The sequence below is a fragment of the Aurantimonas coralicida DSM 14790 genome (genome assembly GCF_000421645.1).
Classification (GTDB): Bacteria; Pseudomonadota; Alphaproteobacteria; order Rhizobiales; family Rhizobiaceae; genus Aurantimonas; species Aurantimonas coralicida.
Window position 1 is genome coordinate 25273 of the sequence record NZ_ATXK01000003.1, and the last position, 24051, is coordinate 49323.

Annotated in this window: 24 protein-coding genes; 8 read left to right on the plus strand and 16 right to left on the minus strand. The window is 67.6% G+C overall.

All coding sequences use genetic code 11. The annotated features are described in order from the left end of the window. Window positions 1-122 precede the first annotated feature (122 nt). The 3 genes from H536_RS0108690 to H536_RS0108700 form a co-directional block, all read right to left on the minus strand. Complete coding sequence (locus H536_RS0108690) at window positions 123-1196, minus strand: tartrate dehydrogenase (RefSeq protein WP_024350099.1); 1074 nt, start codon at window positions 1194-1196, stop codon at window positions 123-125. A 148-nt stretch (window positions 1197-1344) separates the two neighbouring features. After that, window positions 1345-3375 (minus strand): tripartite tricarboxylate transporter permease, encoded by a 2031-nt coding sequence (locus H536_RS0108695; protein ID WP_024350100.1) that lies wholly within the window; start codon window positions 3373-3375, stop codon window positions 1345-1347. 21 nt (window positions 3376-3396) lie between these two features. Continuing rightward, window positions 3397-4353: a tripartite tricarboxylate transporter substrate-binding protein gene (locus H536_RS0108700; RefSeq protein ID WP_024350101.1), complete on the minus strand. Its 957-nt coding sequence runs from the start codon at window positions 4351-4353 to the stop codon at window positions 3397-3399. A gap of 310 nt (window positions 4354-4663) precedes the next feature. Here H536_RS0108700 and H536_RS0108705 point away from each other — a divergent pair, with 310 nt between their 5' ends. The 3 genes from H536_RS0108705 to H536_RS0108715 all read left to right on the plus strand — a co-directional run bounded on the left by H536_RS0108705 (window position 4664) and on the right by H536_RS0108715 (window position 6923). Next, window positions 4664-5569 carry a LysR family transcriptional regulator gene (locus H536_RS0108705; RefSeq protein ID WP_024350102.1) on the plus strand — a complete coding sequence of 302 codons (906 nt, stop codon included), beginning with the start codon at window positions 4664-4666 and terminating at the stop codon, window positions 5567-5569. A gap of 228 nt (window positions 5570-5797) precedes the next feature. Next, complete coding sequence (locus tag H536_RS0108710) at window positions 5798-6298, plus strand: twin-arginine translocation pathway signal (RefSeq protein WP_024350103.1); 501 nt, start codon at window positions 5798-5800, stop codon at window positions 6296-6298. A gap of 4 nt (window positions 6299-6302) precedes the next feature. Next, window positions 6303-6923, plus strand: coding sequence for a ferric reductase-like transmembrane domain-containing protein (locus H536_RS0108715; protein WP_024350104.1), 621 nt, complete (start codon window positions 6303-6305; stop codon window positions 6921-6923). A 9-nt stretch (window positions 6924-6932) separates the two neighbouring features. Here the strand turns inward: H536_RS0108715 and H536_RS0108720 are convergent, their stop codons facing one another. The 4 genes from H536_RS0108720 to H536_RS0108735 all read right to left on the minus strand — a co-directional run bounded on the left by H536_RS0108720 (window position 6933) and on the right by H536_RS0108735 (window position 9881). After that, the gene (locus tag H536_RS0108720; protein ID WP_024350105.1) at window positions 6933-7733 is read right to left on the minus strand and encodes a VOC family protein; all 801 of its coding nucleotides are present in this window, start codon (window positions 7731-7733) and stop codon (window positions 6933-6935) included. 132 nt (window positions 7734-7865) lie between these two features. After that, window positions 7866-8522 (minus strand): glutathione S-transferase family protein, encoded by a 657-nt coding sequence (locus H536_RS0108725; RefSeq protein ID WP_024350106.1) that lies wholly within the window; start codon window positions 8520-8522, stop codon window positions 7866-7868. A gap of 8 nt (window positions 8523-8530) precedes the next feature. Further along, window positions 8531-9136: a dihydrofolate reductase family protein gene (locus tag H536_RS0108730; RefSeq protein WP_024350107.1), complete on the minus strand. Its 606-nt coding sequence runs from the start codon at window positions 9134-9136 to the stop codon at window positions 8531-8533. Window positions 9137-9206: 70 nt separating this feature from the next. Further along, the gene (locus H536_RS0108735) at window positions 9207-9881 is read right to left on the minus strand and encodes a glutathione S-transferase family protein (protein WP_024350108.1); all 675 of its coding nucleotides are present in this window, start codon (window positions 9879-9881) and stop codon (window positions 9207-9209) included. Window positions 9882-10041: 160 nt separating this feature from the next. On the opposite strand from H536_RS0108735, the gene H536_RS0108740 reads away from it, so the two are divergent. Beyond that, the gene (locus H536_RS0108740; RefSeq protein WP_024350109.1) at window positions 10042-10494 is read left to right on the plus strand and encodes a MarR family winged helix-turn-helix transcriptional regulator; all 453 of its coding nucleotides are present in this window, start codon (window positions 10042-10044) and stop codon (window positions 10492-10494) included. Between the two features lie 462 nt (window positions 10495-10956). Beyond that, on the plus strand, window positions 10957-12042 hold the full coding sequence (locus tag H536_RS0108745) for an HPP family protein (RefSeq protein ID WP_425304058.1): 1086 nt from the start codon (window positions 10957-10959) through the stop codon (window positions 12040-12042). Between the two features lie 176 nt (window positions 12043-12218). Here the strand turns inward: H536_RS0108745 and H536_RS0108750 are convergent, their stop codons facing one another. The 9 genes from H536_RS0108750 to H536_RS0108790 form a co-directional block, all read right to left on the minus strand. Continuing rightward, the gene (locus H536_RS0108750) at window positions 12219-12407 is read right to left on the minus strand and encodes a hypothetical protein (RefSeq protein WP_024350111.1); all 189 of its coding nucleotides are present in this window, start codon (window positions 12405-12407) and stop codon (window positions 12219-12221) included. Further along, entirely contained in the window at window positions 12404-13318 is a 915-nt protein-coding gene (locus H536_RS23210; protein WP_024350112.1) for a hypothetical protein, read from the minus strand. Before H536_RS23210 ends, H536_RS0108750 begins: the two co-directional genes overlap by 4 nt. Window positions 13319-13323: 5 nt before the next feature. Then, entirely contained in the window at window positions 13324-14388 is a 1065-nt protein-coding gene (locus tag H536_RS0108760; RefSeq protein ID WP_373279277.1) for a formate dehydrogenase subunit gamma, read from the minus strand. 10 nt (window positions 14389-14398) lie between these two features. Beyond that, a complete protein-coding gene (gene fdh3B, locus H536_RS0108765) occupies window positions 14399-14995 on the minus strand; it encodes a formate dehydrogenase FDH3 subunit beta (protein ID WP_009210530.1) in 597 nt (198 codons plus the stop codon). Window positions 14996-15010: 15 nt separating this feature from the next. Next, window positions 15011-17947: a formate dehydrogenase subunit alpha gene (locus H536_RS0108770; protein ID WP_024350114.1), complete on the minus strand. Its 2937-nt coding sequence runs from the start codon at window positions 17945-17947 to the stop codon at window positions 15011-15013. Between the two features lie 7 nt (window positions 17948-17954). After that, window positions 17955-18239 carry a twin-arginine translocation signal domain-containing protein gene (locus H536_RS0108775; RefSeq protein ID WP_323133092.1) on the minus strand — a complete coding sequence of 95 codons (285 nt, stop codon included), beginning with the start codon at window positions 18237-18239 and terminating at the stop codon, window positions 17955-17957. Next, the gene (locus tag H536_RS0108780; RefSeq protein ID WP_024350116.1) at window positions 18236-18880 is read right to left on the minus strand and encodes a TorD/DmsD family molecular chaperone; all 645 of its coding nucleotides are present in this window, start codon (window positions 18878-18880) and stop codon (window positions 18236-18238) included. Before H536_RS0108780 ends, H536_RS0108775 begins: the two co-directional genes overlap by 4 nt. 111 nt (window positions 18881-18991) lie before the next feature. Continuing rightward, window positions 18992-19825 carry a DUF3306 domain-containing protein gene (locus tag H536_RS0108785; protein ID WP_244495411.1) on the minus strand — a complete coding sequence of 278 codons (834 nt, stop codon included), beginning with the start codon at window positions 19823-19825 and terminating at the stop codon, window positions 18992-18994. After that, the gene (locus H536_RS0108790; RefSeq protein ID WP_024350118.1) at window positions 19776-21506 is read right to left on the minus strand and encodes a 4Fe-4S dicluster domain-containing protein; all 1731 of its coding nucleotides are present in this window, start codon (window positions 21504-21506) and stop codon (window positions 19776-19778) included. The genes H536_RS0108785 and H536_RS0108790 overlap by 50 nt, the downstream gene beginning before the upstream one ends. A gap of 402 nt (window positions 21507-21908) precedes the next feature. Between H536_RS0108790 and H536_RS0108795 the strand changes: the two genes are divergently transcribed. From H536_RS0108795 to H536_RS0108805, 3 genes are read left to right on the plus strand one after another with little or no spacing between them, the layout of a single operon-like run. Further along, a complete protein-coding gene (locus H536_RS0108795) occupies window positions 21909-22454 on the plus strand; it encodes a DUF6505 family protein (RefSeq protein WP_024350119.1) in 546 nt (181 codons plus the stop codon). Between the two features lie 22 nt (window positions 22455-22476). Then, the gene (locus H536_RS0108800; protein ID WP_024350120.1) at window positions 22477-23487 is read left to right on the plus strand and encodes a DUF6352 family protein; all 1011 of its coding nucleotides are present in this window, start codon (window positions 22477-22479) and stop codon (window positions 23485-23487) included. Then, window positions 23484-23939, plus strand: coding sequence for a DUF3305 domain-containing protein (locus tag H536_RS0108805; RefSeq protein ID WP_024350121.1), 456 nt, complete (start codon window positions 23484-23486; stop codon window positions 23937-23939). Before H536_RS0108800 ends, H536_RS0108805 begins: the two co-directional genes overlap by 4 nt. Window positions 23940-24051 lie beyond the last annotated feature (112 nt).

Genomic DNA, 24051 nt, shown 5'->3' on the forward strand with positions numbered 1-24051 from the left:
GGTGCTGCCTGTCGCATCGGGACAGGACGGGAAGGGCACAGCGATCGCCGCCTTCCCGTAACGATCGTCTCGGCGCGGCGAAGCACTGGTCGCCGCGCCGAGACGCTTGAGGTTCGCCGCTTTCAGATGTTGGAAGCGCGGATGGCCTCGCAGACCGCGTCCGTCACCTCTTGCGTGGTGGCCGTGCCGCCGACATCGGGGGTCTTGATACCCTCGCCGGTGACCTTCTCGACGGCCTGCATCAGCCGGGCGGCGGCGGCATTCTCGCCGAGATGGTCGAGCATCTGCGCACCGGTCCAGAAGGTCGCGACCGGGTTGGCGATGCCCTTGCCGGTGATGTCGAAGGCCGAGCCGTGGATCGGCTCGAACATCGAGGGGAAGCGGCGCTCGGGATCGATGTTGGCGGTGGGCGCGACGCCGAGGCTGCCGGCCAGCGCGCCGGCGAGATCGGACAGGATGTCGGCGTGCAGATTGGTCGCAACGACCGTGTCGATGCTCTGGGGCTTCAGCGTCATGCGCACGGTCATCGCGTCGACCAGCATCTTGTCCCAGGTCACGTCCGGGAATTCCTTGGCGACCTCGGCAGCGATCTCGTCCCACATCACCATGCCATGGCGCTGGGCATTCGACTTGGTGACCACGGTGAGCAGCTTGCGCGGGCGCGACTGGGCCAGCTTGAAGGCGTAGCGCATGATGCGGGTGACGCCGACCCGGGTGAAGATCGCCACCTCGGTGCCGACCTCTTCCGGCAGGCCCTTGTGGGCGCGGCCGCCATGGCCGGAATATTCGCCCTCGGAATTCTCGCGCACGATCACCCAGTCGAGATCGCCCGGGCCGACACCGGCAAGCGGCGAGCTGATGCCCGGCAGGATCTTGGTCGGCCGGACATTGGCGTACTGGTCGAAGCCCTGGCAGATGGGCAGGCGCAGGCCCCACAGGGTGATGTGATCCGGCACGTCCGGCGCGCCGACCGCCCCGAAGAAGATCGCGTCGAAGGGCTTGAGCTGGTCGGTGCCGTCGGCCGGCATCATGACGCCGTGCTTGCGGTAATAGTCCGAGCCCCAGTCGAAGCTGGTGACGTCGATCTGGAAGCTGCCGTCGCGGCGCGCCAGCGCCTCGAGTGCCTGCAGCCCGGCGGCGATGACCTCCGGTCCGATGCCGTCGGCGGGAATCGCGGCGATGTTGTAGTGCTTCATGGGAGGATCCCTTTCGTCTGATGGATCGGGTCGCGGCGCTCGACTGAGCCCGCGTCGGGTTGGGGTGTCACGCTGGCGCGGCGGTGCAGGTCTCCGGCCGGCGGCCGAAGCCGCCGTTCTCTGGATGCCGGCGCCGCGTTGCCAGCCCTTAGAAGAACAGTCCCTGTGGCATGCGGATCAGCAGGACGTTGGCCATCAGCAGGTAGAAGCCGAGGACGATGGCCACCGAGACGGCGGCGTAGGTCGCCAGCGTCCTGCCGTTCGGGGTTTCCCAGGACGCCGCCGCAATCAGCAGGGCGAAGCCGAGAAGTCCGGCGGCGGTGAAGCCGAGCAGCGGCATGGCTGCGATCCAGATGCCGATGGCGATCGTCGCGGCGATGCGGCGCCAGCCCACCGGCTCGCGCGCCGGTTTCAGCGCCGCGCCGTCGGCATCGACGCCGCCCTCTGCGACCGCGGGCGCCACCGGCCGGCGCATGTGCTGGACGATCAGCATCACCGACAGGACCGATAGGGCCACCGCGATGGTCGTCGGGAACACCGAGCCCATCGGGGTCATGTCGCCGGTGCCGATGACGGCGGCGACGCCGATCGCCGCGAACAGGCCGGCAAAGACCATGCTCGGAACGTCGCGCCAGACGGTCTGGACCGGTGCGGCGTCCTCCACCGCATCCACCGGTACCGTCTTCAGGGTACGGCGCTTCGCCAGATACGAGGAGAGCAGCGGGTAGAGCAGCGTCAGCAGGGCACCGGCGATGATCGCGATGCTGATCGGGCGGCCGAAGAACATGCCGAGGACGGCCTGCTGGGCGTTGCCGATGAGATAGCTCTGGACGAAGCCCTGTTCGGCGATCTGGCCGAGGACCAGGCCCAGCACGATCGGCGACGGGGTGAAGCCGAAGCGGTTGAGGATCCATGCGAGGATGCCCAGGACGAACATGGTCTGGGTGTCGTGCAGGTTGCTGTGGATCGCGAAGCTGCCGATGATCGTCAGGAAGGCGACGGTCGGCACCAGCAGCGGCTTGGGGATCGCGATGATCGAGCGATAGGCGTATTTGCCGATCAGGAGCCCCGCCGGCAGCATCAGCACCGTGGCGATCAGCAGGCCGAAGATGAAGGTGTAGACGATGTTGCCCTGCGCGGTGAACAGCGTCGGCCCGATCTTGATGCCCTGGACGAGCAGCGCGCCGAGGATGATGGCGTCGGGCGGGGTGCCGGGAATGCCCAGCACCAGGGTCGGGATGAAGCCGCCGCCCACCGTGGCGTTGTTGGCGGATTCAGTGGCGATGACGCCGTCCGGCTCGCCCTGGCCGAAGCGCTCGGGATGTTTGGAGGCGCGCCGGGCTTCCGAATAGGAGACGAGGCCGGCGATCGAGCCGCCGGCGCCGGGCAGGATGCCGATCACCGTGCCGATGACCGAGCTGCGGACGACATTGAACTTGCGCGCCCAACTGATCGACAGGGCTTCGCTGAGGCGAATGCCCTTCAGATCGTCCTCGACGGTCAGGTGCTGGGCGCGGGTCGCCACGAGGTCGATGACGACGGGCACGCAGTAAAGGCCGATCAGCGCCGAGGTGATGTCGATGCCGCCCAGGAGCACGTTGGTGCCCATGGTGTAGCGGATGTCGCCGCCGACCACGGCGACGCCGATCATCGACATGAGCAGGCCGAGGCAGGCGCCGATGAGGCCCTTGATGGTGTTGCCGACGGACAGCGCCGAGATCAGCGTCAGGCCGAAGATCGCCAGCCAGAAATATTCCGGCGGACCGAAGGCCAGCGCGACGCGGGCAAGCGGCGGCGACAGGAACAGCAGGAACAGGCCGCCGACGAGACCGCCAAAGACCGAAGCGAGGGTGGCGAGGGTGACGGCAAGGCCGCCGTCACCCTTCTTGGCCATGGGATAGCCGTCGAAGGTCGTGGCGATCGCCGACGGCGTGCCCGGCGTGTTGACCAGGATGGCGGCGTAGGAGCCGCCATAGATCGCGCCGGTGTAGATGGCGCCCAGGGCGATCAGCCCCGAGGCGGGATCCATCGTGAAGGTGAAGGGGACGAGGACGGCCACCGCCATGGTCGCTGACAGGCCCGGAAGGGCGCCGATCACCGTGCCGAGCACCACGCCCACAAGGGCGAGGAGGAGATTGAGCGGCGTGAGTGCGTCGAGGAAGTACTCGAAGAGCTGCATGGGGTGGCCTGGCCCGATCCGTTATTTCTTCACGATGCCGAGCTGTTCGGCGCCGGCCGCATATTCCTCGGTCTTCTCGGCGACGAAGTCCTGCATCTTCTCGTAGGGGATGTCGGTCAGGACGAAGCCGCCATCTTCCATCTTCTTCACGAAATCCGGGTCGGCATTGACCTTGGAGACGGCGTCCGAGACGGCCTTGCGCATCTCCTCGGAGGTCGATTTCGGCACCGCGACGCCGCGATAGGCGCCGCCGACCAGATCGATGCCGAGCTCGGTGAAGGTCGGCACGTCCGGGAAGACCGGCAGGCGCTCTTCGGAGGCGACGGCCAGCATGCGCAGGGCGTCGCCCTGATTGACGCCCGAGGTGGCGTAGTTGAAGCCGGCCATGGTCTGGCTGCCGAGGACGGCGGTCACCGCCGGGCCGGTGCCTGAGAACGGGATGTAGGTCGTGGTCAGGCCGGTCAGGCCGTCGAAGCGGGCCTGGGCGAGATTGTTGGACGAGTTCGAGCCCGAGCCGCTGAAGGTGACCATGCCCGGGTTTTCCTTGGCGTAGTCCATCAGGTCCTGGAGCGTCTGGAACTGGCTGTCCTTCGGCACGAAGATCGCGTCGGGCGTGTAGTGGAAGTAATTGACCGGGGTCAGGTCCTCGGTCTTGTAGCCGATGTCCTTCTCCATCGGCTGCAGCACCGTGTGCGGCAGGTTGATGCCCATGATGGTATAGCCGTCGTCGGGCAGGCCGTTCAGCTGCGACCAGGCCTGCGCGCCGCCGGCGCCGGCCATGTACTGGATGATCAGCTGCTGGTCGAACATCTTCTCCCAGCTCGCCTGCTGGAAGCGCGCCGACACGTCGGATTCACCGCCGGCATTGAAGGGGATGATGTAGTCGACCTGCTTGGTCGGATAGTCGCCGGCGGTCTGGGCGAAACTGGCCGTCGCCGTGCTGGCGAGCAGTGCGAGTGCGATCGCGGTGAACTTCATGAGAACCTCCCAATTCGAAATGGAGCACCGGCGCTCATCGCCTGCGCTCGTCGAAGCGTTGGCGCCGTCGGCGCGGCTTCGTGCCCGCGACGCCAGCGATGGACTGTTGCGATGGAGCTGCGGGATTCGGGGCGGCGTCCTGCACCGTGTCCCTCTCTCCTCGACCCGCTCCTCCACCGGGCCGGCCCGGCAAGCCGGACCTGTCGATCGACGACCCTCCTGTCGCTTCGATCACCGTCACTGTAATTGATGATGGAGAAGAGATAATATCGAATATGGAAAATGATTATTGCACTGACGGACACAATCCATGGACAGTGACCTAGCCTTCTTCGCGCTCCTCGCCCGCAAGGCCAGCTTTTCGGAGACAGCGCTCGAGCTGAACCTGTCGACCTCGGGCGTCAGCAAGCGGCTCGCCAAGATCGAGAACCGGCTGGGCGTGCGGCTGATGAACCGGACGACGCGCCGGGTCAGCCTGACGAGCGAGGGCGAGACGTTCCTGAACGAGAGCGCCGCGATCCTCGAGGACATTGCGAGCCTGGAAAACCGTATCCGCTCGGCCGGCGAGAAGCCGCAAGGGCTCCTGCGGATCAACGCGACCTTCGGCTTCGGGCGGGAGTTCATCGCGCCCATCGTGTCGCAATTCGCGCGGGAATATCCCGACATCTCGGCCCAGCTCGTCCTGACCGATGCGCCGATCAACCTGGTCGAGGAGGGCTACGATTTCGCGGTGCGCTTCGGCAGCCCGCCGAATTCCCGGCTGATCAGCCGCCGGCTGCATCGCAACCGGCGCTTCCTGTGCGCGGCGCCGAGCTATCTGGAGAAATACGGCCGCCCGCAGCGGCTGCACGATCTCACCGATCACGAATGCATCGTCCTGCGCCAGCACAACCAGATCTACGACGTCTGGCGCCTGCAGCGCGGGCAGCTGACCGAGTCGATCAAGGTGAAGGGGCGCCTGTCCAGCAATGACGGCGAGATCGCCCTGCAATGGGTGATCGACGGACACGGCATCATGCTGCGGTCGGAATGGGACATTGTCCGGCTGATCCGGGAGGGCAAGCTGGAACTGGTGCTGCCGCGCTATGCCCAGGTCGACGCCGACATCTACGGCGTCTATCCCGAGCGCAACAACGTCTCGGCCAAGGTCCGTGCCTTCATGGAATTCACCCAGGCCAACCTGCAGAAAACCAGCAGCCTGCAATTCAGCAGCTAGGGTTGGGCGCGCGATCAGACCGGAAGGCGATGATGCTTGCGACCTGAACGCCACCTCAGCGCTTTGTGAAGCGTGTCGACTTGCTTCGGCTTGGCGCGGTCTCCATCTCAAGGGTGCCGCGCGGCGTTGGTGAGCGATGCCGCTGTCGAGCGATCCGCGGACGGTCGCGTCCGATCCGCGATCTTGAGGGACGACCATGTCGTCTGCCGAAGCGACTGGGAGGCTGCCTTGTCTCGGACCCGTCTGAACCGCAGAACGATGCTGGCGGCCGGCGTCGCCTTCGGCGGTGCCCTGGTGACAAGTGGCATGTCCAGCCTGCTCGTTCCCGCGCGGGCACAGGGCCTTGCCCCGACCCCCTCCATGCGCGGCGGCTCAAACAATTATCGCCCCGGCGCGCCGGTCGTCGAACGGATCGGCAATGGCGGCTTCTGGATGTCGGGGCGCGTGCGCCGGGCCGGCGACGGTGCGCCGCTGGAAGGCATCCGCATCCAGATCTGGGCCCATACGACCGAGGCCTATGAGCGCGATCCGGAAAGCCATGGAGCGACGCTCACGGGTCCCGACGGCACGTTCCGGCTGGAAATGCCGCAGATCGTGCCCGCATTCGGCCAGGCGCACGGTCATCTGGCCTATGACGATCCCGAATTCGAGACGGTCTTCCTGCGGCCGGTCATGTCCAGCCCGAAGGATACGAGCCTCAGCGCCGATTTCGTCCTGCAGCCGGCCTGACTCCATGACGCTGTCCATCCGGGCCGTTCTCGGCTGGTCGGCGCTGGCCGTCGCGGTTCTCGGTCCGGTCGCTGTTGCTGCGACGAGCGAGTATCTCGCCTATCGCAGCGGGATCTATATCGCGGCCGGCTTCGCCGGGATCGTGGCGATGGGGTTGCTCCTTCTTCAGCCGCTTCTGGCGGCCGGCTATCTGCCCGGCATCGGCATGCGGGACGGGCGCCGTATTCACCGCTGGGTCGGGACGGCCCTTGTAGCCGCGATCGTCGCCCATGTGGCCGGGCTCTGGCTGACGAGCCCGCCGGATGTCGTCGATGCGCTGCTCTTCACCTCGCCGACGCCGTTTTCCGACTGGGGCGTCATCGCCATGTGGGCGCTGTTCGCGGCGGCCCTGCTGGCCGCCCTGCGCCGGACGCTGCGCCTGCGACCGCCGGTCTGGCGGTTCGCCCATACGGCGCTGGCGAGCGTGGTCGTGGTCGGCAGCGTCGTCCATGCGCTGCTGATCGAGGGCACGATGGGCACGGTCTCGAAGGTCGCTCTCTGCGCCCTCGTCCTCGCCGCGACCGCCGGGGCCCTGTGGGATCTGCGCAGCTGGGCAGTGCTCAGGCGGTTCGGTCCGCTGAAATAGACCGTCTCGTCAGATCGGATCCTCCTTCCTCCGGCTCGCGCCGCCGGAGCCGACCAGCCCGAAGCGGGCGCCGTGAGGATCTTCGCAGACCAGCGCGAACGAACCGCCGGGTATCTGGTCGGGCCCCTGTATCGTCTTGCCGCCAGCCGACGCGAGGCGTTTCTCAGCGGCATCGATGTCGGGCACCATGAAGTAATACTGCCAGCCGATGCGGCCGTTCGGCACCTCGCCCATGATGGCGCCGAGACGCGTCGTTCCGCATGATACGAAACGGTAGTCGCCGAGTTCCCCCATCGGCATCGCACCGTCCTGGCGCCAGCCAAACGCTGCGGCGTAAAAGTCGAGCGCAGCTTCCGGATTTTTTGCCGAGAGTTCGTTCCACACGGCATGGCCGGGTGTTGCCTCCTCCGCCTGCCGGAAGGCCAGACTTTCCTCGGCGCTCTCGCCGCGCATGACATAGAGCGTCGCGCCCTGCGGGTCCGCGACCAGGGCCATGCGGCCGACGCCGTCGATCGTCATCGCCGGCATATGCGTTGCACCGCCGGCCCTCTCGATGGCATCGACCGCGGCGTCGACGTCCGCAACGGCAAGATAACTCAACCATACGGGGCCGGACGTCATCCCGTCCGGCTGCTTCAGAAGTCCCGCCACGGGCACGCCGTCCGGCGCCGAGATGATGCGGTAATCCATCCCTGGATGGTTCGAAGGCGCAACCGTCCAACCGACGACATGGGTATAGAAGTCCTGCGCCGCGTCCGGGTCGGGCGTCAGGAGCTCGTACCAGATCGGCGTTCCTGCGGGATTGGCCATCCTCATCTCCTCCGTCTCCATAGGAAAGGCACGCATTTCCAAGGTCCCATATGCCCTGTCCTCGCCGGCGAGGGCCGATGGCGTTCGTACATGCCGAGAGCGGTCGCGACGGACCCATTCCGGCCGTGGCGATCAGTCCTGCTCCGGTGCCCCGAGCGGAAAGAATGGACGGTACGGGCGGGCCTCGTCGATGCAACGGGCGAAGGACGGTCGGGCGTTCAGGCGATTGCGGTAGGCGCGCACATGGGCGAAGCGCTCGGCAATCGGGTGGGTCCAGTCGGCATAGAAGAGCTGGGGCGCGGCGGCGCAGTCCGCGAGGCTGAAGCTGTCGCCGGCGACCCAGTCCCGATCCGCCATCCGCCCGTCGAGATACCCATAGGCGGCATCGAGAGCCTGCCGTGCGATGCGGACGCCCTCGGGATCGCGCTTGCCGTCCGGACGCAACGCGTCGAGGACGATCGTCTGCTGCGGTGTTGCGACGTAATTGTCGAAGAAACGGTCCCAGAACCGGACCTTCAGCGCCGCGGCCGGGTCGGCGGGGAGCAGGGCGACCGGGCCGGGGTGACGAAGCCCCAGATGCTCGATGATGACCGACGCCTCGATGACTGGAGCGCCCTCGTCGACGAGCAGGGGAAACTTGCCGATCGGCCACATCGCCCGCAGTTCGTCCATCGCCGCCGGATCGTCGGGGCCGAGGATGCGGCCTTCGAAGGCCGTGCCGTTCTCGTAGAGGGCGATCAGCACCTTCTGGCAGTAGGACGAGAACGGATGGAAGAAGAGCGTCAGCATGGGCGGCCTCAATCGTCGAGCGCGAAGGAGCCCGTCGCCACGGCACCGGCCGGGGCGTAGACGGCGATGATCGCGCCGCCTTCCGAGACGCGGTGTTCCAGGAGGCGCCATGCGCCCGGGTCCGCGCCCGGCAGGGCCCGTTTGCCGTGGCCGAGGATCAGCGGGAAGGTGATCAGGTAGAGCCGGTCGACGAGACCGGCCGACAGCAGCACCGGGTACAGCGTGGTGGAGCCCTGGACGATCAGCTTCGGGCCATCGGTGCGCTTGAGCGCCGCCACCGCATCGATGTCCGGCAGCGCATGGGAATTGGCCCAGGCAAGCGGCTCGCGCGACGAGGTGAGGACGTATTTCGCGGCGCGATTGAACTTGTCGGCAAAGGCGTCACCGGTGATGCGGGGCCAGTGCGCGGCGAAGATGTCGTAGGTCCTTCGGCCGAGCAGCAGGTCGAATTCCCCGTCGAAGATCGTGTCGATGAAGCCCCCGACCGTCTCGCCGGCATGGGGCACGATCCAGCCGCCGAGCGAGAAACCGTCGCTGCGGTCCTCGTCGGGACCGCCCGGTGCCTGGACGACGCCGTCCATCGACTGGAACAGGCCTGCCGTGATCTGACGCATCTCGACCCTCTTCCTCTCCCGTCTTCAACCGCACGCGATGCAAGGCGTCCCCTGTCCGAAATCCTCAGGCTCAGGCCGCGCGTTCGTAGCGCGCCGCATTCTCCCGGAACGGGGCGAGCTGATCGGCCAAGGCCTTCTGGAAGGCCGGCCGCGCCGTGTGGCGCGCGACATAGGCGTCGAGCGCTGGAAAATTCTGGAGAATGTCGGTGTGGCGGGGAATGCGCAGGACCGCCGTCATCATCAAATCGGCCACCGAGAACTCGCCGAGGAGGCCGTCGCGATCGCCAAGCGCTGCCTGAAGCTGCCCAAGACGCTTGTCGACGGACTTGATGGAGCCATCGCGCAATTTCGCTGCCGCATCGGCGTCGCCGGCGAAGAAGTCGAGATCGACAAGCGCTGCAATCGGCGGCTCGATCGTATTCAGGCTGGCGAAGACCCAGGAGAGGGCGAGATCGCGCTGGTGGCGATCGGACGGCAGCAGCCTGTCGCTCGCCTCGGCGATCCGCCAGACGATGGCCCCGGATTCGAACATGGTCTGCCCGTCGATCTCCATCGCCGGAACCTGGCCGAAGGGCTGGCGGGCGATATTGTCCGCGCCGCGCTGCGACCCCTGTTCGAGAATGATCGGCCTGTATGCCAACCCGGCTTCTTCCAGCGCCCAGCGAACGCGCAGATCGCGGACCAGTCCCTGGGCGAAGGACGGCACCCAGTCATAGGCCGTCACACCGATGGTGGAGTTCTGCATGGTCGCGTCCTCAAGCCTTGCCGGGTCGTGCACGACCGGGCGTCGCGGTGATCTGGCGGTTGGTATCGGCACGGGGCTCCTGGTGATCCTCAGACCGGGTCCATTCCGGCGCCGCCGCATATCTGCTTGACTAAAATGTTGATATCAACATAAAGAGGTCATGTCAACGTCCAGTGATTCGCCGACACCGGTTCCCTACGAGACCACGCTTCTGGTCCGGGATCATTGTCTTTGCCTGCGGGCGCAGCGCGCGGCGCGCGCCATGGCACGGCGTTTCGACGAGGCGTTCCGCTCCATCGGAATCACCAGCGGCCAGTTCTCGCTGCTGATGTCGCTCAATCGCCCGAAGCCGCCGACACTCGGTTCCGTCGCCGAGCTTCTGGCGATGGATCGCACCACCCTGACGGCGAACATCAAGCCCCTGGAGAAACGCGGCCTCCTGACAGTCACCCCGGATCCCGCCGATCGACGGGCGAGGCTGCTTTCGCTGACCCCGGAGGGGAGGGCCATCCTCGCGGAGGCGGTGCCGATCTGGCGCGCGACCCAGGCAGCAGTGGAGGCCGCGGTCCCCGACCCGGATGCCGTGCGGGCAGGGCTGGATGCGCTTGCGTGAGCGCGAATCCGCCCGCGGCCGACCCATGCGGTGGGTCGATGGCTGCGATTGTCGCGACGGCACCTGTTCTGACGGAAAATGAGGTCTCCGGGCATGTACGGTGGTTCGCCGCCGGCGGTCCCTTGAATGCGCTCCCTCGCAGTCAGTCGCGGGGACTCCCCTAGGCACCAGGTTTCGGTGATTTCCCCGGTCTCGGAACCACAATCCGGTTGGGGGCCTGTTCTTGCACCGCCTGCCGAAGCAGTCCGACGGCGTCCAGCAGACGGCTCAAGAGGGCTGACGCAGTGAGGAACGCTGGGGGCGCTGACGAAAGCATGGCGTTGCACACTTGGCGCATCGGGCGAAATTCCATCCCTTGCCGAGCTGGACGGCGCCTGCGATCCCGGTCGCTTCAACCCAAGAAGGACCGTGATGCCGTCATTCCTGAAATCCTTCGGCCCGGCCGTGCCGCAGACGACGCCCATGGAAGCCGTTCGGGCCGGAACCGGCGCCTTCATCGGGCTCGGATTGTGCGCCCTGCTGGTGCTGGCGCCGACTGTCGATCTGCAACTCGGATTGTACCTGATCGCTCCGTTCGGTGCGAGTTCGGTCCTGCTCTTCGCGGTTCCGAACAGCCCGCTGGCGCAGCCGTGGTCGGCGATCGGCGGCAATACGATCGCCGCGCTGGTGGGCGTCGCGGTCTGCCTTCTCGTCGCCGATCCGGCCCTGCGCATCGCGCTTGCCGTCGGCTTGGCCATCACGGCGATGATCCTGTGCCGCGCCGTCCATCCACCGGCAGGCGCGGTCGCGATGACGGCGGCCATGAACCCCGAGGCCATCGCCGAACTGGGGTTCCGCTTCGCCCTCACGCCGGTCGCCCTCGGCACCGCGCTCCTGGTTCTGATCGCCATCGTCTACGCGCGGATGACCGGCAGGCGCTATCCATTCCGCCAGTTCGACGACCCGAACCCGCATGGAACGGTGGATCGCCAACCATTCGAGCGACTCGGGCTGTCGAGCGCGGAGCTGACGAACATCCTGGAGCGATACCGGCAATCGTTCAATCTGGGGGTCGAGGATCTGGCGCGATTGATCGGCGCAGCGCAGATGCAGGCCGCGACCCACAGGATCGATCCGACCGTCGCTGCCGACTTCATGTCGCGCGACCTCGTCACGGTGGGGCCGGACACATCGCTTGCAGACATCACGGCGCTGTTCGCGCAACACCGCTTCACCTCGCTCCCCGTCCAGACTGCGGATGGCCGGTTCCTCGGCGTGATCCTGCAGATCCACCTGATCGTCTTGAGAGGGAGCGATACGAGGGCGCTCCTTGGCAAAGGGACGCGGCGCCTGCGGGCGGAAGACATCATGGATACGGCATGCCCGCGCGCGGCGCCCTCGACCCCGGTGGCCGCCTTCTTCCATCTGATGGCCGAAAGCCAGACCGATGCCGTGCCGGTGATCGAGGCCGAGCGGATCGTGGGCGTCGTCACCCGCACCGATCTGATCGCCGCGCTCGCACACAGCATTCTGGCGCAAGATCCGGCCGGTCGTCCTCAGCCCAGGTGAGAGGCGACCGCGTCTGCGGGGCTGGATGGGGGAGGCCGGTTCGACGGCGGGGCGCGCCTTAGGCTGATTTGCCTGGAGGTGACCGCCCTGAGGTCACCGTTGGCAGCGCCACAGGGCAGGCAACGCCTGCGGCGCGAATGTCCCGCGCCCGGCCGCGATGGCGACCGGGCGTCGGATCAATGGCGTTCCTGGTCCTCGGCGGCTTCGTCCCATTCGGGGCCGATCAGGTTCTCGCCGGGATTGCCGACGCGGACGCTGTCGGTGGCGTAGGCCTGGAAGGCCGGGACCTGCGCCATGGGAAGAACGAGCCCGGCGACCACACCGATCACGGCGGCGATCGCGATGCCGATGAGAATGGCCTTCAACGCGCGTCTCCCGTCGTCGGCGCTGCGGGCGCCGCGTTCTGCTGATATTGCAGGTCGAGCGCCGCCAGCGCGATCAGCGCCGGGGGCAGGTCGACGCCCGCGCGCCGCATTTCGCGGGTCGCGCCATGGCACCCGGCGATATCGTTGGCATCGGCCAGCGCCTGGCCTTCGGCAAGGGTCATGTCCGGCTGCTTCTTGGTGGCTTCGGGCGTCTCGGGGATTGGCGCGCTGAGACCCGAGGTCTGCGGCGCGTTGTCGGCATTGCCGGCCTTCGGCGCCGGCGCATTGGCGTCGCTGGGCGCCTCGACCGCGGCGCCGGCCTGGTTGGAGGCTTCCTGGGCCGAGCCCGACTGGTTGCCGTCGGGCACGCCCGCGGCGTGCTGCTCGTTCTCGGCCGCCGCTTCGCCGCTGCTTGTCGCCTGCTGCTGCGGCTGGTCCGAGGCCGCACCGCCAGCGGGCTCCTTGTCCGTGCCGCTTTCGGCCGACGGCTGCGTGGCTGAAGCTTCACCGGCCTGTGCCTGACCAGCCTGCGCCGCAGGGGCCTGGTCCGCGCTCGCCTGAGCGGCTGCCGGCTGGCCGGGCGCGGCGGCTGCGTCCTCGGCCGGAGCCGGGGTCAGGAACGCCACCAGTTCGGTGCAGATATTGGCGGGGCCGGACGAGGCCGTATCCGTGCCGGTCTCGCCAGGCGCCGGTGTCGCGGTGCCGGCATTCGCCGCGGCAGCGTCGGCGGCCGGATTCTGCGCCGCCGGCTGCGTGCCGTCAGGCGCGGGCGCCTGCTGGGTGTTCGCGGCCGGAGCCTCGGTGGCAGCCGGTGCCTGCGGCGCTTCGGTGGCGGGTTCTGACGTCGTCTGGGCGACGGCCGCCGTGGCCAGCGCCGTGGTGGCGAAGAGTAGGATGAGACTGTGGCGCATGGTGCTCACTCCGCCGGATGGGTTTGCGGGATCGGCTGCGGTCCCTTGGCGGTCTTGGCCTGCTCTTCCTCGACCCAGAGGCTGTGATGGGCGCGGGCCCAGGCGAGGTCGACCTTGCCGTTGCCCATGGCGTCGTAGGCGCCCTCCATGCCGAGCGAGCCGATATAGATATGGGCGATGATGATGGCGATCAGCACCATGCCGACCGTGGCATGGACATATTGCGCAATCTGCATGCCCTCGATGTTCAGCACTGAGAAGGGAAAGAGCATCAGGAGGCCGCTGATCGACAGGGCGAGGCCGCCCAGCGTCACCGACCAGAAGATCATCTTCTGACCGGCATTGAAGCGGTGCGCCGGCGGATGCTTGTCGCCGACGAAACCGCCGAATTCGCGGATCCAGCGAATGTCGGTGCGGCTCGGCAGGTTGTCCTTGATCCACACGATGATCATGAAGACGAGGCCGACCATGAACGCCCAGGAGACGAAATTGTGGACGTATTTCGCCCAGTAGCTCCAGGTCGAGAAGGCGTCCGGCCCGATCAGCGGAAACAGCAGCCGCTTGCCAAAGACGTAGTTGAGGCCGGTGATCGCCAAGAGGATGAAGGCGGTGGCTGTCATCCAGTGGTTCAGGCGCTCGAAGAAGCTGAAGCGCAGCAGCTTGCGGCCGACCTCCGGGCTGTCCTCGATCATGATCCGGCCGCGCGAGAAGTAGAAGGCGGCAAGCGCAAGGACCATGCCGATGATGGCGATGGCGCCGATCCACGGCAGCCAGCCTTCATGGAAGCTCTGGTAATCGCGCCCCTCGGGCTGCTCGAGCACCGCGGCCTTGCTGTCCGGGATGCTGACCCGGCCGCTGATCTGGCCGCCCTGCAGCGCGTTGAGGAGCTGCTGTTCGGTCGGCGCCTCGGCAGTGGGGTTCTGGCCGCTGGGATCGGCCTGCGCGCCGTCGGTCGGCGCGACGTCGCTCTGGGGCGCGAGATTGTCGTCGCCCTGCTGGGCGGCAACGGGCGTCGCCAGAAGGGCGAGCGCCAGGCCGCCGGCGGTGAGGATGGTGCGAAGCGTGGTCATCGTCGCCATCTCAGGCCTCGATCGTTTCGCGGTAGGCCGTCTGCCAGCCCCAGGCCCCGGTGCCGTAGCCGCGCTTGGCGACCCGCTCCTTATAGATCGTCGCGATGATGTCGCTGTCGCCGGCTAGAAGCGCCTTGGTCGAACACATCTCGGCGCACATGGGCAGCTTGCCCTCGGCGATGCGGTTCTTGCCGTATTTGGCGTATTCCGCCTCGGAGCTGTCGGCCTCGGGACCGCCCGCGCAATAGGTGCACTTGTCCATCTTGCCGCGCGAGCCGAAATTGCCGACGCGCGGATATTGCGGCGCGCCGAACGGGCAGGCGTAGAAGCAGTAGCCGCAGCCGATGCACAGATCCTTGGAATGGAGCACCACACCGTCCTCGGTGGTGAAGAAGCAGTCCACCGGGCACACCGCCGCGCAGGGCGCATCGGTGCAGTGCATGCAGGCCATCGACACCGAGCGCTCGCCCGGCTTGCCGTCGTTCAGCGTCACCACGCGACGCCGGTTGATGCCCCAGGGCACGTCGTGCTCGTTCTTGCACGCCGTCACGCAGGCATTGCACTCGATGCAGCGATCGGAGTCGCAGAGAAATTTAAGCCGCGCCATTGTCTGTCGCTCCCCTTATGCCGCCGCGATCTGGCACAGCACGACCTTGGTCTCCTGCATGCCGGTGACCGGGTCGAAACCGTAAGTCGTGATGGTGTTGACGGATTCGCCGAGCACGATCGGGTCGGTGCCCGCCGGATAGTGCTCGCGCCAGTCCTCGCCCTGGTAATGTCCGGAGAAGTGGAAGGGCATGAAGGCGACGCCGGGCGCCACGCGCTCGGTCACCAGCGCCTTCACCCGCGTCTTCGCGTCGTTCTCCGTGCCGTAGACCCAGACATACTGCCCGTCCTCGACACCGCGGGCGGTGGCGTCGGCCGGATTGATCTCGACGAACATCTCCTGCTGCAGCTCCGCCAGCCAGCGGTTGGAGCGGGTCTCTTCACCGCCGCCCTCATATTCCACGAGCCGGCCCGAGGTGAGCAGGATCGGGAAGTTTCCGGCGACGTTCCGCTCGATCGCGGCCTGCTGCACGGAATAGCCGATATTCGGAATACGGAACTGCCGCTCGTCGGGCCGGGTCGGGTATTTCTCGACGAGGTCCGGCCGCGGCGTATAGATCGGCTCGCGGTGCACCGGCACCGGATCGGGCAGGTTCCAGGCGACCACCCGGGCCTTGCCGTTGCCGTAATGCATGACGCCGTGATCCATGCAGACGCGCTGGATGCCGCCCGACAGGTCGGTCGCCCAACTGACCGCGTCGACCTTGTCGCCGCCGACCCGCTGGATCGTCGCCAGTTCCTCCGGCCGCAGGTCGGCGTCCCAGCCGAGCTTGCGCAGGATGCCGTAATTGAACTCGGGATAGCCGTCGGTGAGCTGCGAGCCCTCCGAATAGGAATCCTCGGCCAGCAGCGTCTCGCCGTTCCGCTCGACGCCGAAGCGCGCGCGGAAGGTACCGCCGCCTTCCCAGATGGGCACGTCGGTCCGGTAGAGGATCGGCGAGCCGGGATGCTTCATCTCCGGCGTGCCCCAGCACGGCCAGGGCAGGCCGTAATATTCGCCGCCGACTTCCGGCGTGTCGGCCGGGGCGCGCAGGCTGACCAGGTCGAACTTGTCCTGGTTGCGCATATGCGCCTTCAGCCGTTCCGGCGACTGGCCGCAATAGCCGGTGGAGAAGCCGCCGCGATTGATCTCGCGCAGGATGTCCTCGGCCGAGACCTTGCTGTTTTCCACGGCGATGTTCTTGAACATCCGGTCGGCGAAGCCGAGCTTGACCGCGAAGTCGTGGATCACCGCGTAGTCGTCGCGGGACTCGAAGGCCGGCTCGACGATCTGTTCGCCCCATTGCAGCGACCTATTCGACGCGGTGCGCGAGCCGTCGGTCTCCAGCGAGGTGGCGATGGGCAGGAGATAGGTGCCGTTGCGACGGCCCTTGATGGCGCCGAAGGTGGTGGCGTGGGGGTCGGCGACCACCAGCAGCTCCAGCTTCTCCAGCGCCTGCAGCATCTCCGGCATGCGGGTGACGGTGTTGCCGCCATGGCCCATGATGAACATGCCGCGCAGCGGCGAGCGCTGGTCGATCTCCTCCGGCGGCATGCTGACCGCGTCGAACCACCGGGTCGAGGTGATGCCCGGGGTCTCCATGTTTTCCTTGCGGGTGCGCGGCTCGCGCCCGCCCTTGGCCGGGACCTCGTCGAAGCGGCTCTGCAGCCACTCATATTCGACTTCCCAGACCCGCGACCAATGCTTCCAGCCGCCTTCGGTCAGGCCGTAATAGAGCGGCAGCGAGGTGACATCGAGGCCGAGATCGGTCGCGCCCTGCACATTGGTGTGGCCGCGGAAGATGTTGGCGCCGGTGCCGGGCTTGCCGACATTGCCGGTGGCCAGGCACAGGGTGCAGTAGGCGCGCACATTGGCGGTGCCGACCGTGTGCTGTGTGGCGCCCATGCACCAGATCAGCGTCGACGGCCGTTCCTGCGAGAACAGATAGGCGACGTGCTTCAGCTGCTCGCCGGACACGCCCGAGACGCGCTCGACCTCTTCCGGCGTCCATTTGGCGACTTCCTTGCGGACCTCGTCCATGCCGTAGACGCGGGTGCGGATGAACTCCTTGTCCTCCCAGCCATTCTCGAAGACGTGCCAGAGAATGCCCCAGATGACCGGGATGTCGGTGCCGGCGCGCAGGCGCAGATATTCGGTGCCGTGGGCCGCGGTGCGGGTGAAGCGCGGATCGATGACGATCAGATTGGCGCGGTTCAGCTCCTTGCCGGCCAGGACGTGCTGCATCGCGACCGGATGCGCTTCCGCCGGATTTCCGCCCATGATGATCATGGTCTTGGCGTTGCGGATGTCGTTGTAGGAATTGGTCTGGGCGCCGTAGCCCCAGGTGTTGGCGACGCCGGCCACGGTGGTGGAGTGGCAGATGCGGGCCTGGTGGTCGACCGAGTTGGTGCCCCAGAAGGCGCCGAACTTGCGGAACAGATAGGCGCCTTCATTGGTGAACTTGGCCGAGCCGAGGAGATACATGGCGTCGGCGCCGGAATCCTCGCGGATCTCCAGCATCTTGTCGCCGATCTCGTCGATCGCCTGCTCCCAGGACAGCCGCTGCCACTGGCCGTCGACCAGCTTCAGCGGGTATTTCAGCCGCCGGTCGCCATGCACGATCTCGCGGATCGCGGCGCCCTTGGCGCAGTGGGTGCCACGGTTGATCGGGCTCGACCAGCTCGGCTCCTGGCCGGTCCAGACGCCGTTCTGCACCTCGGCGGTCACCGTGCAGCCCACCGAGCAATGGGTGCAGATGTTCTTCTTGATCTCGATCGGCACGCCGGGCATCGGCGCGCTGACCGCCTCGGCCTTCTGCACGGCGCCGGGCATCATGGTGCCGAAGGCGGCGAGGCCGCCGACGGCGAGGCCCGACTGTTTCAGGAAGGCGCGGCGATCGAGTCCGGCAGGACGGGTCGACGAGACGGAAGAACAGAATTGGCCGGGCTGACCGGCCTTGCGTTTGGTGAGCATGTCCGCCTCACTTGTCCTGCAGCGTTTCGTAGCCGTTGGTCCGGTAGAACGCCTGAACGTCCGGGCTGTCGGGCTGATATTTCGGTTGGGTCTCGTCGGTCCCCGGATCGTAGGCCTCGGCCTCGTCGACGAAGGCCGGCGCCGTCACGGCGACCGCGGTTGCCGCGCCAGCCGCACCCGTGGCCTTGCGAAGGAAGGCGCGTCGATTGAGATCAGGCTTGTCCGTCGCCATGGTCGTCTCCCATTTCCCTGCCGGCGCGCGGGCCGTGCGGTCGTTTCGCGGCACTGTCATGCGACCAGCGCCTGCGACTCGGTCTCGATTGTCATGAAGCTGCGGCCGACACGGCCGACACAGCGGTAGAAATCCGCCGACCGGGCCGTTTCCAGATACGCGAAGAAGCGGCCCATCCACGGCTGCATGTGGCGGGCGAAGAAGTCGCGGGCGGCGCCCTCGGGGGCCTCGAAGCGCCCGTCGATCAGCCCGGCCATGGTCTCGCACAGCACCCCGACGTGGTCTTCGAGCTCGACGAGCGAGGGGGACCGCTCGATGCCCAACCGCGCCAGATCCTGCCGCAGGCGGGCCAGCGGCTTCTCGCGCAGGAAGCCGGTCAGGTAAAAGGAGCCGTAGGGCACCAGTTCGCCGCGGCCGACGCCGATGAAGAGGTCGAAATACTCGCGCTCCAGACGCGCCGGATCGGCCCGGCGGGCGGCCTCGGCCAGCGCCGCGTGGCTGCGCCCGAGCGGGGTCGCGTCGCCGCTGAGGCCGGCGACCAGCGCCAGCGTCTCGGCGCTCGGCTCGCGGGCCATGAGAACGGCGAGAAGGCCGTAATGCTGGACCCGGAACTGGTCGACCGGATCGAGCGCCGCGCGCAAGGACGCCGTCGCCGTTGCGGCAACGTCGTGAGCGCTCGGTTCGGAAGGCCCGTCGGTCATCGTGGCGCTTTCATGGGTGTCCGGTTACCCGTTGATCTGGAACGAGAACCTAGATGGTTCCGGGGTTTGTGCAAGCCTCTTTTGAACCATTCCAGTTTCGTTGACGGCTATTCAAATCGGCAGCGCGCTGCCATGTCGCAGCGGCCGGTTTCGCGGAGCTTGCTGCGCTGTTTCCGCAGCGATTTCGGGCATGGTTTCCGGCGTCTCCGGTAGGGCCGAATCCTGCGGGCCGGGCGCGGCGGAAACCGTCTCGTTCGGCACAGGCTGCGCGGCGTCTGCCATGGTCATGGGGGACGGCGATTCGGCGGCGTCGCTTCGATCCGCCGCAACGGTCGGCTCCGCGGCCGGGGCGGGCGCAGCCTTCTCGCGGCCGAAGATGTCCTTGACCATCTGCTTGACGTCGGTCGTCGCCGACAAGGGCCCGGAGACCGGCACGCCACCGGGCACGTTCCAGTCCCAGGCATAATCCCTGGCGTCACCGACATAGTCGCGGATGGCGGGATCGAGCGACCAGAGCCGCCGCATGGCGCGATTGCGCAGGGAGGCCGGGACGCCCTTGCGCAGAAACGCTGTCATGTCCGACGCGGCGGTCAGATCCTCGGGGTCGGGCAGCGCCGCCAGCTCCTCGGCGGAGATCGGTGCATCGACAGCGGCCTGCGGCGCGTCGTCCGGCGCCGCGTGCTCAAGCGATACGCCAGCGGCCTCCGCGGCAGGGCCGGAATCCGTTCCGGTTCCGGCCGTGCGGTCCGCGTCGGCGACCTCGCGCTTGCGCTGGGACCAGCGGGAGAGGAAATCGCTGCTCAAACCGGTCGTCCTTGCCGTCCTGTTCGTGCTTCCTGATCTGCCGCAGGGAAAACTAGCCTGCGATCCGAGCGGGTCGAGGGTGTGGGCCGCATCAATGTCTGTGGCCGTCAAAGTCTGTGGGCGCCCGGTGATCCTCGGCAAGACGCGGCTTTGGCCGGGCCGTGCCGGCATAGGGATCGATCCCCTCGTTCAGCACGGCCTCCACCCGGCAGTCCTCGCACATGCGGATCGCGTCCAGACGGCGGGCATTCTCGCCGGCGAACATCCAGTGCTTGCCTTCCAGCTTGGCGATGATCCGCTCGATCGTGCTCTTCGTGCCGAAGGGCTTGGCGCAGCGGATGCAGCAGAAGGGCTCTTCCTCCTTGAGGATCTGCCGCGGCGCGTTCCAGGCGGCGAAATCGAGTATCGGCTCCAGGGTGATCACCTGTTCCGGGCAGGTCGCTTCGCACAGGCCGCACTGGACGCAGGCGCCATGGGAGAAACTGAGAAGCGGCCGGTCCTCGCTGGCCGACAGCGCGCCGGTGGGGCAGGCGGTCACGCAGGCGTGGCACAGCGTGCAGCCGTCGGTCTGCACATGAACCTTGCCGAAGGGCGCGCCCTGCGGAAGCGCCACCTGCTCGACCGGCGCCGGCGCGACCCGGTGCAGCATCCGCAGGCTCAGCTCCAGAAGCTCGCGCTTGCTGCCGGCCGGGGCGAAGCTGGCGGGCGCCGGTGCGGCGCGGCCGAGCGGAAGGGCCGCCAGTTCGGCGAGCATCTCGTCCGGCGTATCGGCATGGAGGATCCGGCAGGAATCCTCGCCATAGCCGAGCGCGGCCGCAAAGGCGCCGGCCAGATCGACGGTCCCGGCCAGGGTGGCAATGCCGTTCCGCGGCGCGCGCCGCGCCAGGATGCCGATGCCGGCCGCCCCATAGGCGAACGCCGCGGCGAGGCTCTCCAGCCCGATCTGCTTGATCTCGTTGACGGCCATCGGCAGCACATGGGCCGGGAGCGCCGGACCGGCGGCGTCGATGAGCGGCTGGCCGACATAGCCGTCATGGAAGAGGACGACCGGATCACGGCCGCCAGCGGCCCGGTAGCTGGTCAGGAGCGTGCGCAAGCGGTCGAGCTGCATGTCGACCGTCGGCAGCGTGTAGGAGGCCGCGCCCGTCGGGCATACCGCGGCGCAATTGCCGCAGCCGGCGCAGACATAGGCGTCGATCGTCACATGCTCGCCGGCCGGCGCGATCGCCTCCATGGCGCAGGCGTCGAGACAACGGGTGCAGCCGGTGATCGACGAGCGCGAATGGGCGCAGAGCTCCTTGCGGAACGCGATATATTGCGGCTTCTCGAACTCGCCGACGAGTTCCGATGCTTCGGCGATCGCCGCGTCGAGGCCGGCCGGGTCGGCGACATCGGCACGCAGATAGCCGTCGCGCGCTTCATGGGCCGGAAACAGCGGCGGCCGGGCCGCGAGATCGAGGATCACGTCGCAGCGCGACACGGCGCCGTCGCGCGGCAGCGCCATGCCGTCCGGCGGCATGTACCCGTCCACGACGGCCTGATAGGCGCCGAAATGCCCCGTGGCGCTGGCGATGCGGCCGCGCGCCACCGGAAACGGCAGGCCATCCGGCACCGGCGTCAGGCCGCCATCGTCGAGGAGTACCGTCACGTCCAGGGACGCCGCCAGCCGCAGGCCCGCATCGATCGCGGCCGCGCCGTCGCCGCAGATCAGGATGGTGCCATCGCTGACGAGGGACAAGATCGGCGGCTGCGCCCGGGGGAGGGCGGCAAGCGCCGCCTCGGCTGTGTCGCGGGGGCCGGTATGGGCTGGCGTATCGGTCACGATGGACGCAATCCTTCGGGCGTGTACGGCATTTCAGGCAGCCGGTTGTCTCACCGTCCACCGTTGGCGTAGAACGATTTTAAACTGGCGCAAGTCAATAGTATCACGTGGTTTTTTCATGTCGTCGCCATCGACCCTCGGGCTCGATCTCCGCCCGTTTCGCTGCCTTGTCTCCCCATCTGGAACCCGCAACGCGGGCGGCCACCGCCTTTGCGTCTCCCGCATCGGTCCCGATGCGCCGGTCCGCCTGCGGCGTTTTCCCGCGTTGGGGCGTTCCCGTACGGCGGGTCGGCATCAGTCGGGGCGGCTGGACAGCGATGGGCCGATGCGCGATGGGGAGCGCCGGCCGCTCGCTGCGGCCTTGACGCCGCCGTTACGGCGCGCGCCCGCAATGGGGGCCCCATGGCTTTGAAACTGCCGCGCACGATCCGCATGGACCCGTCCGACGCCTTCGTCTTCACGGAGGCAGCCGAACCCGGCGAATGGGCCGTCAGCGGCACCTTCCGCTTCTGGAACCGCGACGTCGCGGCGCTCGAGGGCAAGGAGCGCCAGGCATTTCGCTCGGGGCTTCTGGGCGTTGCGAGCTTCGGCTGGTCGACCCTGGCGATCGTCAGCGAGGCGAGCGAGGCCGAGCGCGACGCGGTGGTGGAGGAACTGGCCCGCCATCTCGTGACCCATCTCGGCGCGCCGGATGTCGCCACCGCCCGGCCGGCGGCGGAAGAGGAGGTGGCCTTTGCCGCCTCGCTCTGCGACCACCCGGTGAACACCATGCTGGCGGTGCAGCGCAGCGTCGAGAATGGCGACATTCGCGAGCGCTTCCGCACCCTGCATCGGCGCGAGGGCGCCGTCGATCATTCCCGCGCCTTCGGCTTCGTCGAGATCGACGAGGACGACGACGCTTATGCCGAGCATGTGGACATCCGCACCCTCGGCAAGACGCAGCCATGAACCCGGACGCTGGAGAAACGAGATGAGCGAGTTCTGGGTATCCTGCGGCCATCAGCTTCTCGACCGCAATGCGTCGGGCCATCTGCTGCTGACCGACGAATTCCTGAAGGCCTATTTCGCCCGGCCCGAGCTGGTGCCGCCGCCCGAGGCCTGCGCCGCCGAGCTGGCCCTGCATGCAAGCCTCTTGGCCGATCCGCGCCGTCCGGTCAGCGAGGCGGAGATCGCCGGGCTCGACGATGCGGATGCGCGCGAGAACTGGCAGGTGATGCTGGCCTTCCGCGACAGGCTCATGGCTGCGCCGACTTTGGAGGCGGCCTATCTGACGCTGGTGCGCGGCGACATGTCCGGCACGCCGCATCTGTTCGTGAACCAGCTGGCGCAGGTCGTCCTGCGCAACGCTCTGGATGGCTGCGCGGACCCGTTCGTCCTGCGCTCGGCCGAGCTGTTTTTCCGGCCGCAGCGGGCAAGCGTCCACGACGGCGCACTGCTTCTCGCCGATGCCGAGATCGTCGAGATGCAGGAGCAGGATCGCCATGCCTCGCCGCTCCTGGCGATGTTCGCCGAACCGGCGGTGAGCGAGCTCGACGTCCTCGATGCCGAGAACGCCGCCTCCTATTTCCACCGCGACGAAGCCTTCGAGCTGGTGCTGAGTTTTGCCTCGGGGCCGGCGGCGCGGGCCGGCCTTGCCGAGGCGATCGAGCGCTGGATCGCGCATCTCCTCGGGGTGCGGGTGAAGGTCGAGCCGGTTGCCCGGGTGGATGACGACGACTGGGCCTGGTTCGTCGGGCTCGATGCCGAGGCCAGCCGGATCGGCAACCAGGTCTGGCGCGGCGATACGGTGGCCCCCGCCGATCTGGAGAAGATCATCGGCATCTTCGCCCTGACCTTCGCCGATCCGGCCGAAGCCCTGCCGGCCATCGGCGCGCGGCCGGTCTGGCTGTTCCTTGCCAGGCCGAAGGACGGCGTCGTGCGGCTGAAGCCCCAGAACCTCGTTGTCGGCCTGCCGCTGCGCTCGCCGGCGGAGGTGGCATGAGCATGGATGCGCCGTCCTTCCGTGTCGGGGTGGTGGTCGAGCGGCGGCCGTCGAAGAGCCCCTGGGTCGACCATGCCTGGCGCATCGTGGCGATCATTCCCGAGGCGATCGGCACCGAGCCCGGCCATGTGCTCGGCCACGACGGCGAGGCGGTGCTGCTCTATGCCGGCACGCGGTCGGTGGAATTCCACCGGGTCGAGACCGGCAATTACCGCGACAATCTGACCTCGGGCAGCCCCGGCCTCTGGGTGACCCTGGCCCTGACTGACGAAGAGCCCGGAATCCGGCTCATCTCGGTGACCGCCGATCCGGCCGAGGGCGAATCCCTGACCGAGATCGGCGATTTGATGGTCGAGATCGCGCCGATGCCGCCGGAGATCGCCGAACGTCTCGCCGCCTTCGTTAAAACCCACCATGTCGAACGCGTCTTCACCAAGCGCAAGCGCCAGTAACCCTCTGGTTGCGCACGGATACATCCCCGGGCGGTCGAACCTTATCCTTCGGTGGCTAAGCGTCCGGGAACCCACCCGCCGGGAGGGGCATTGCTGCGCAAACGCAAGCCAG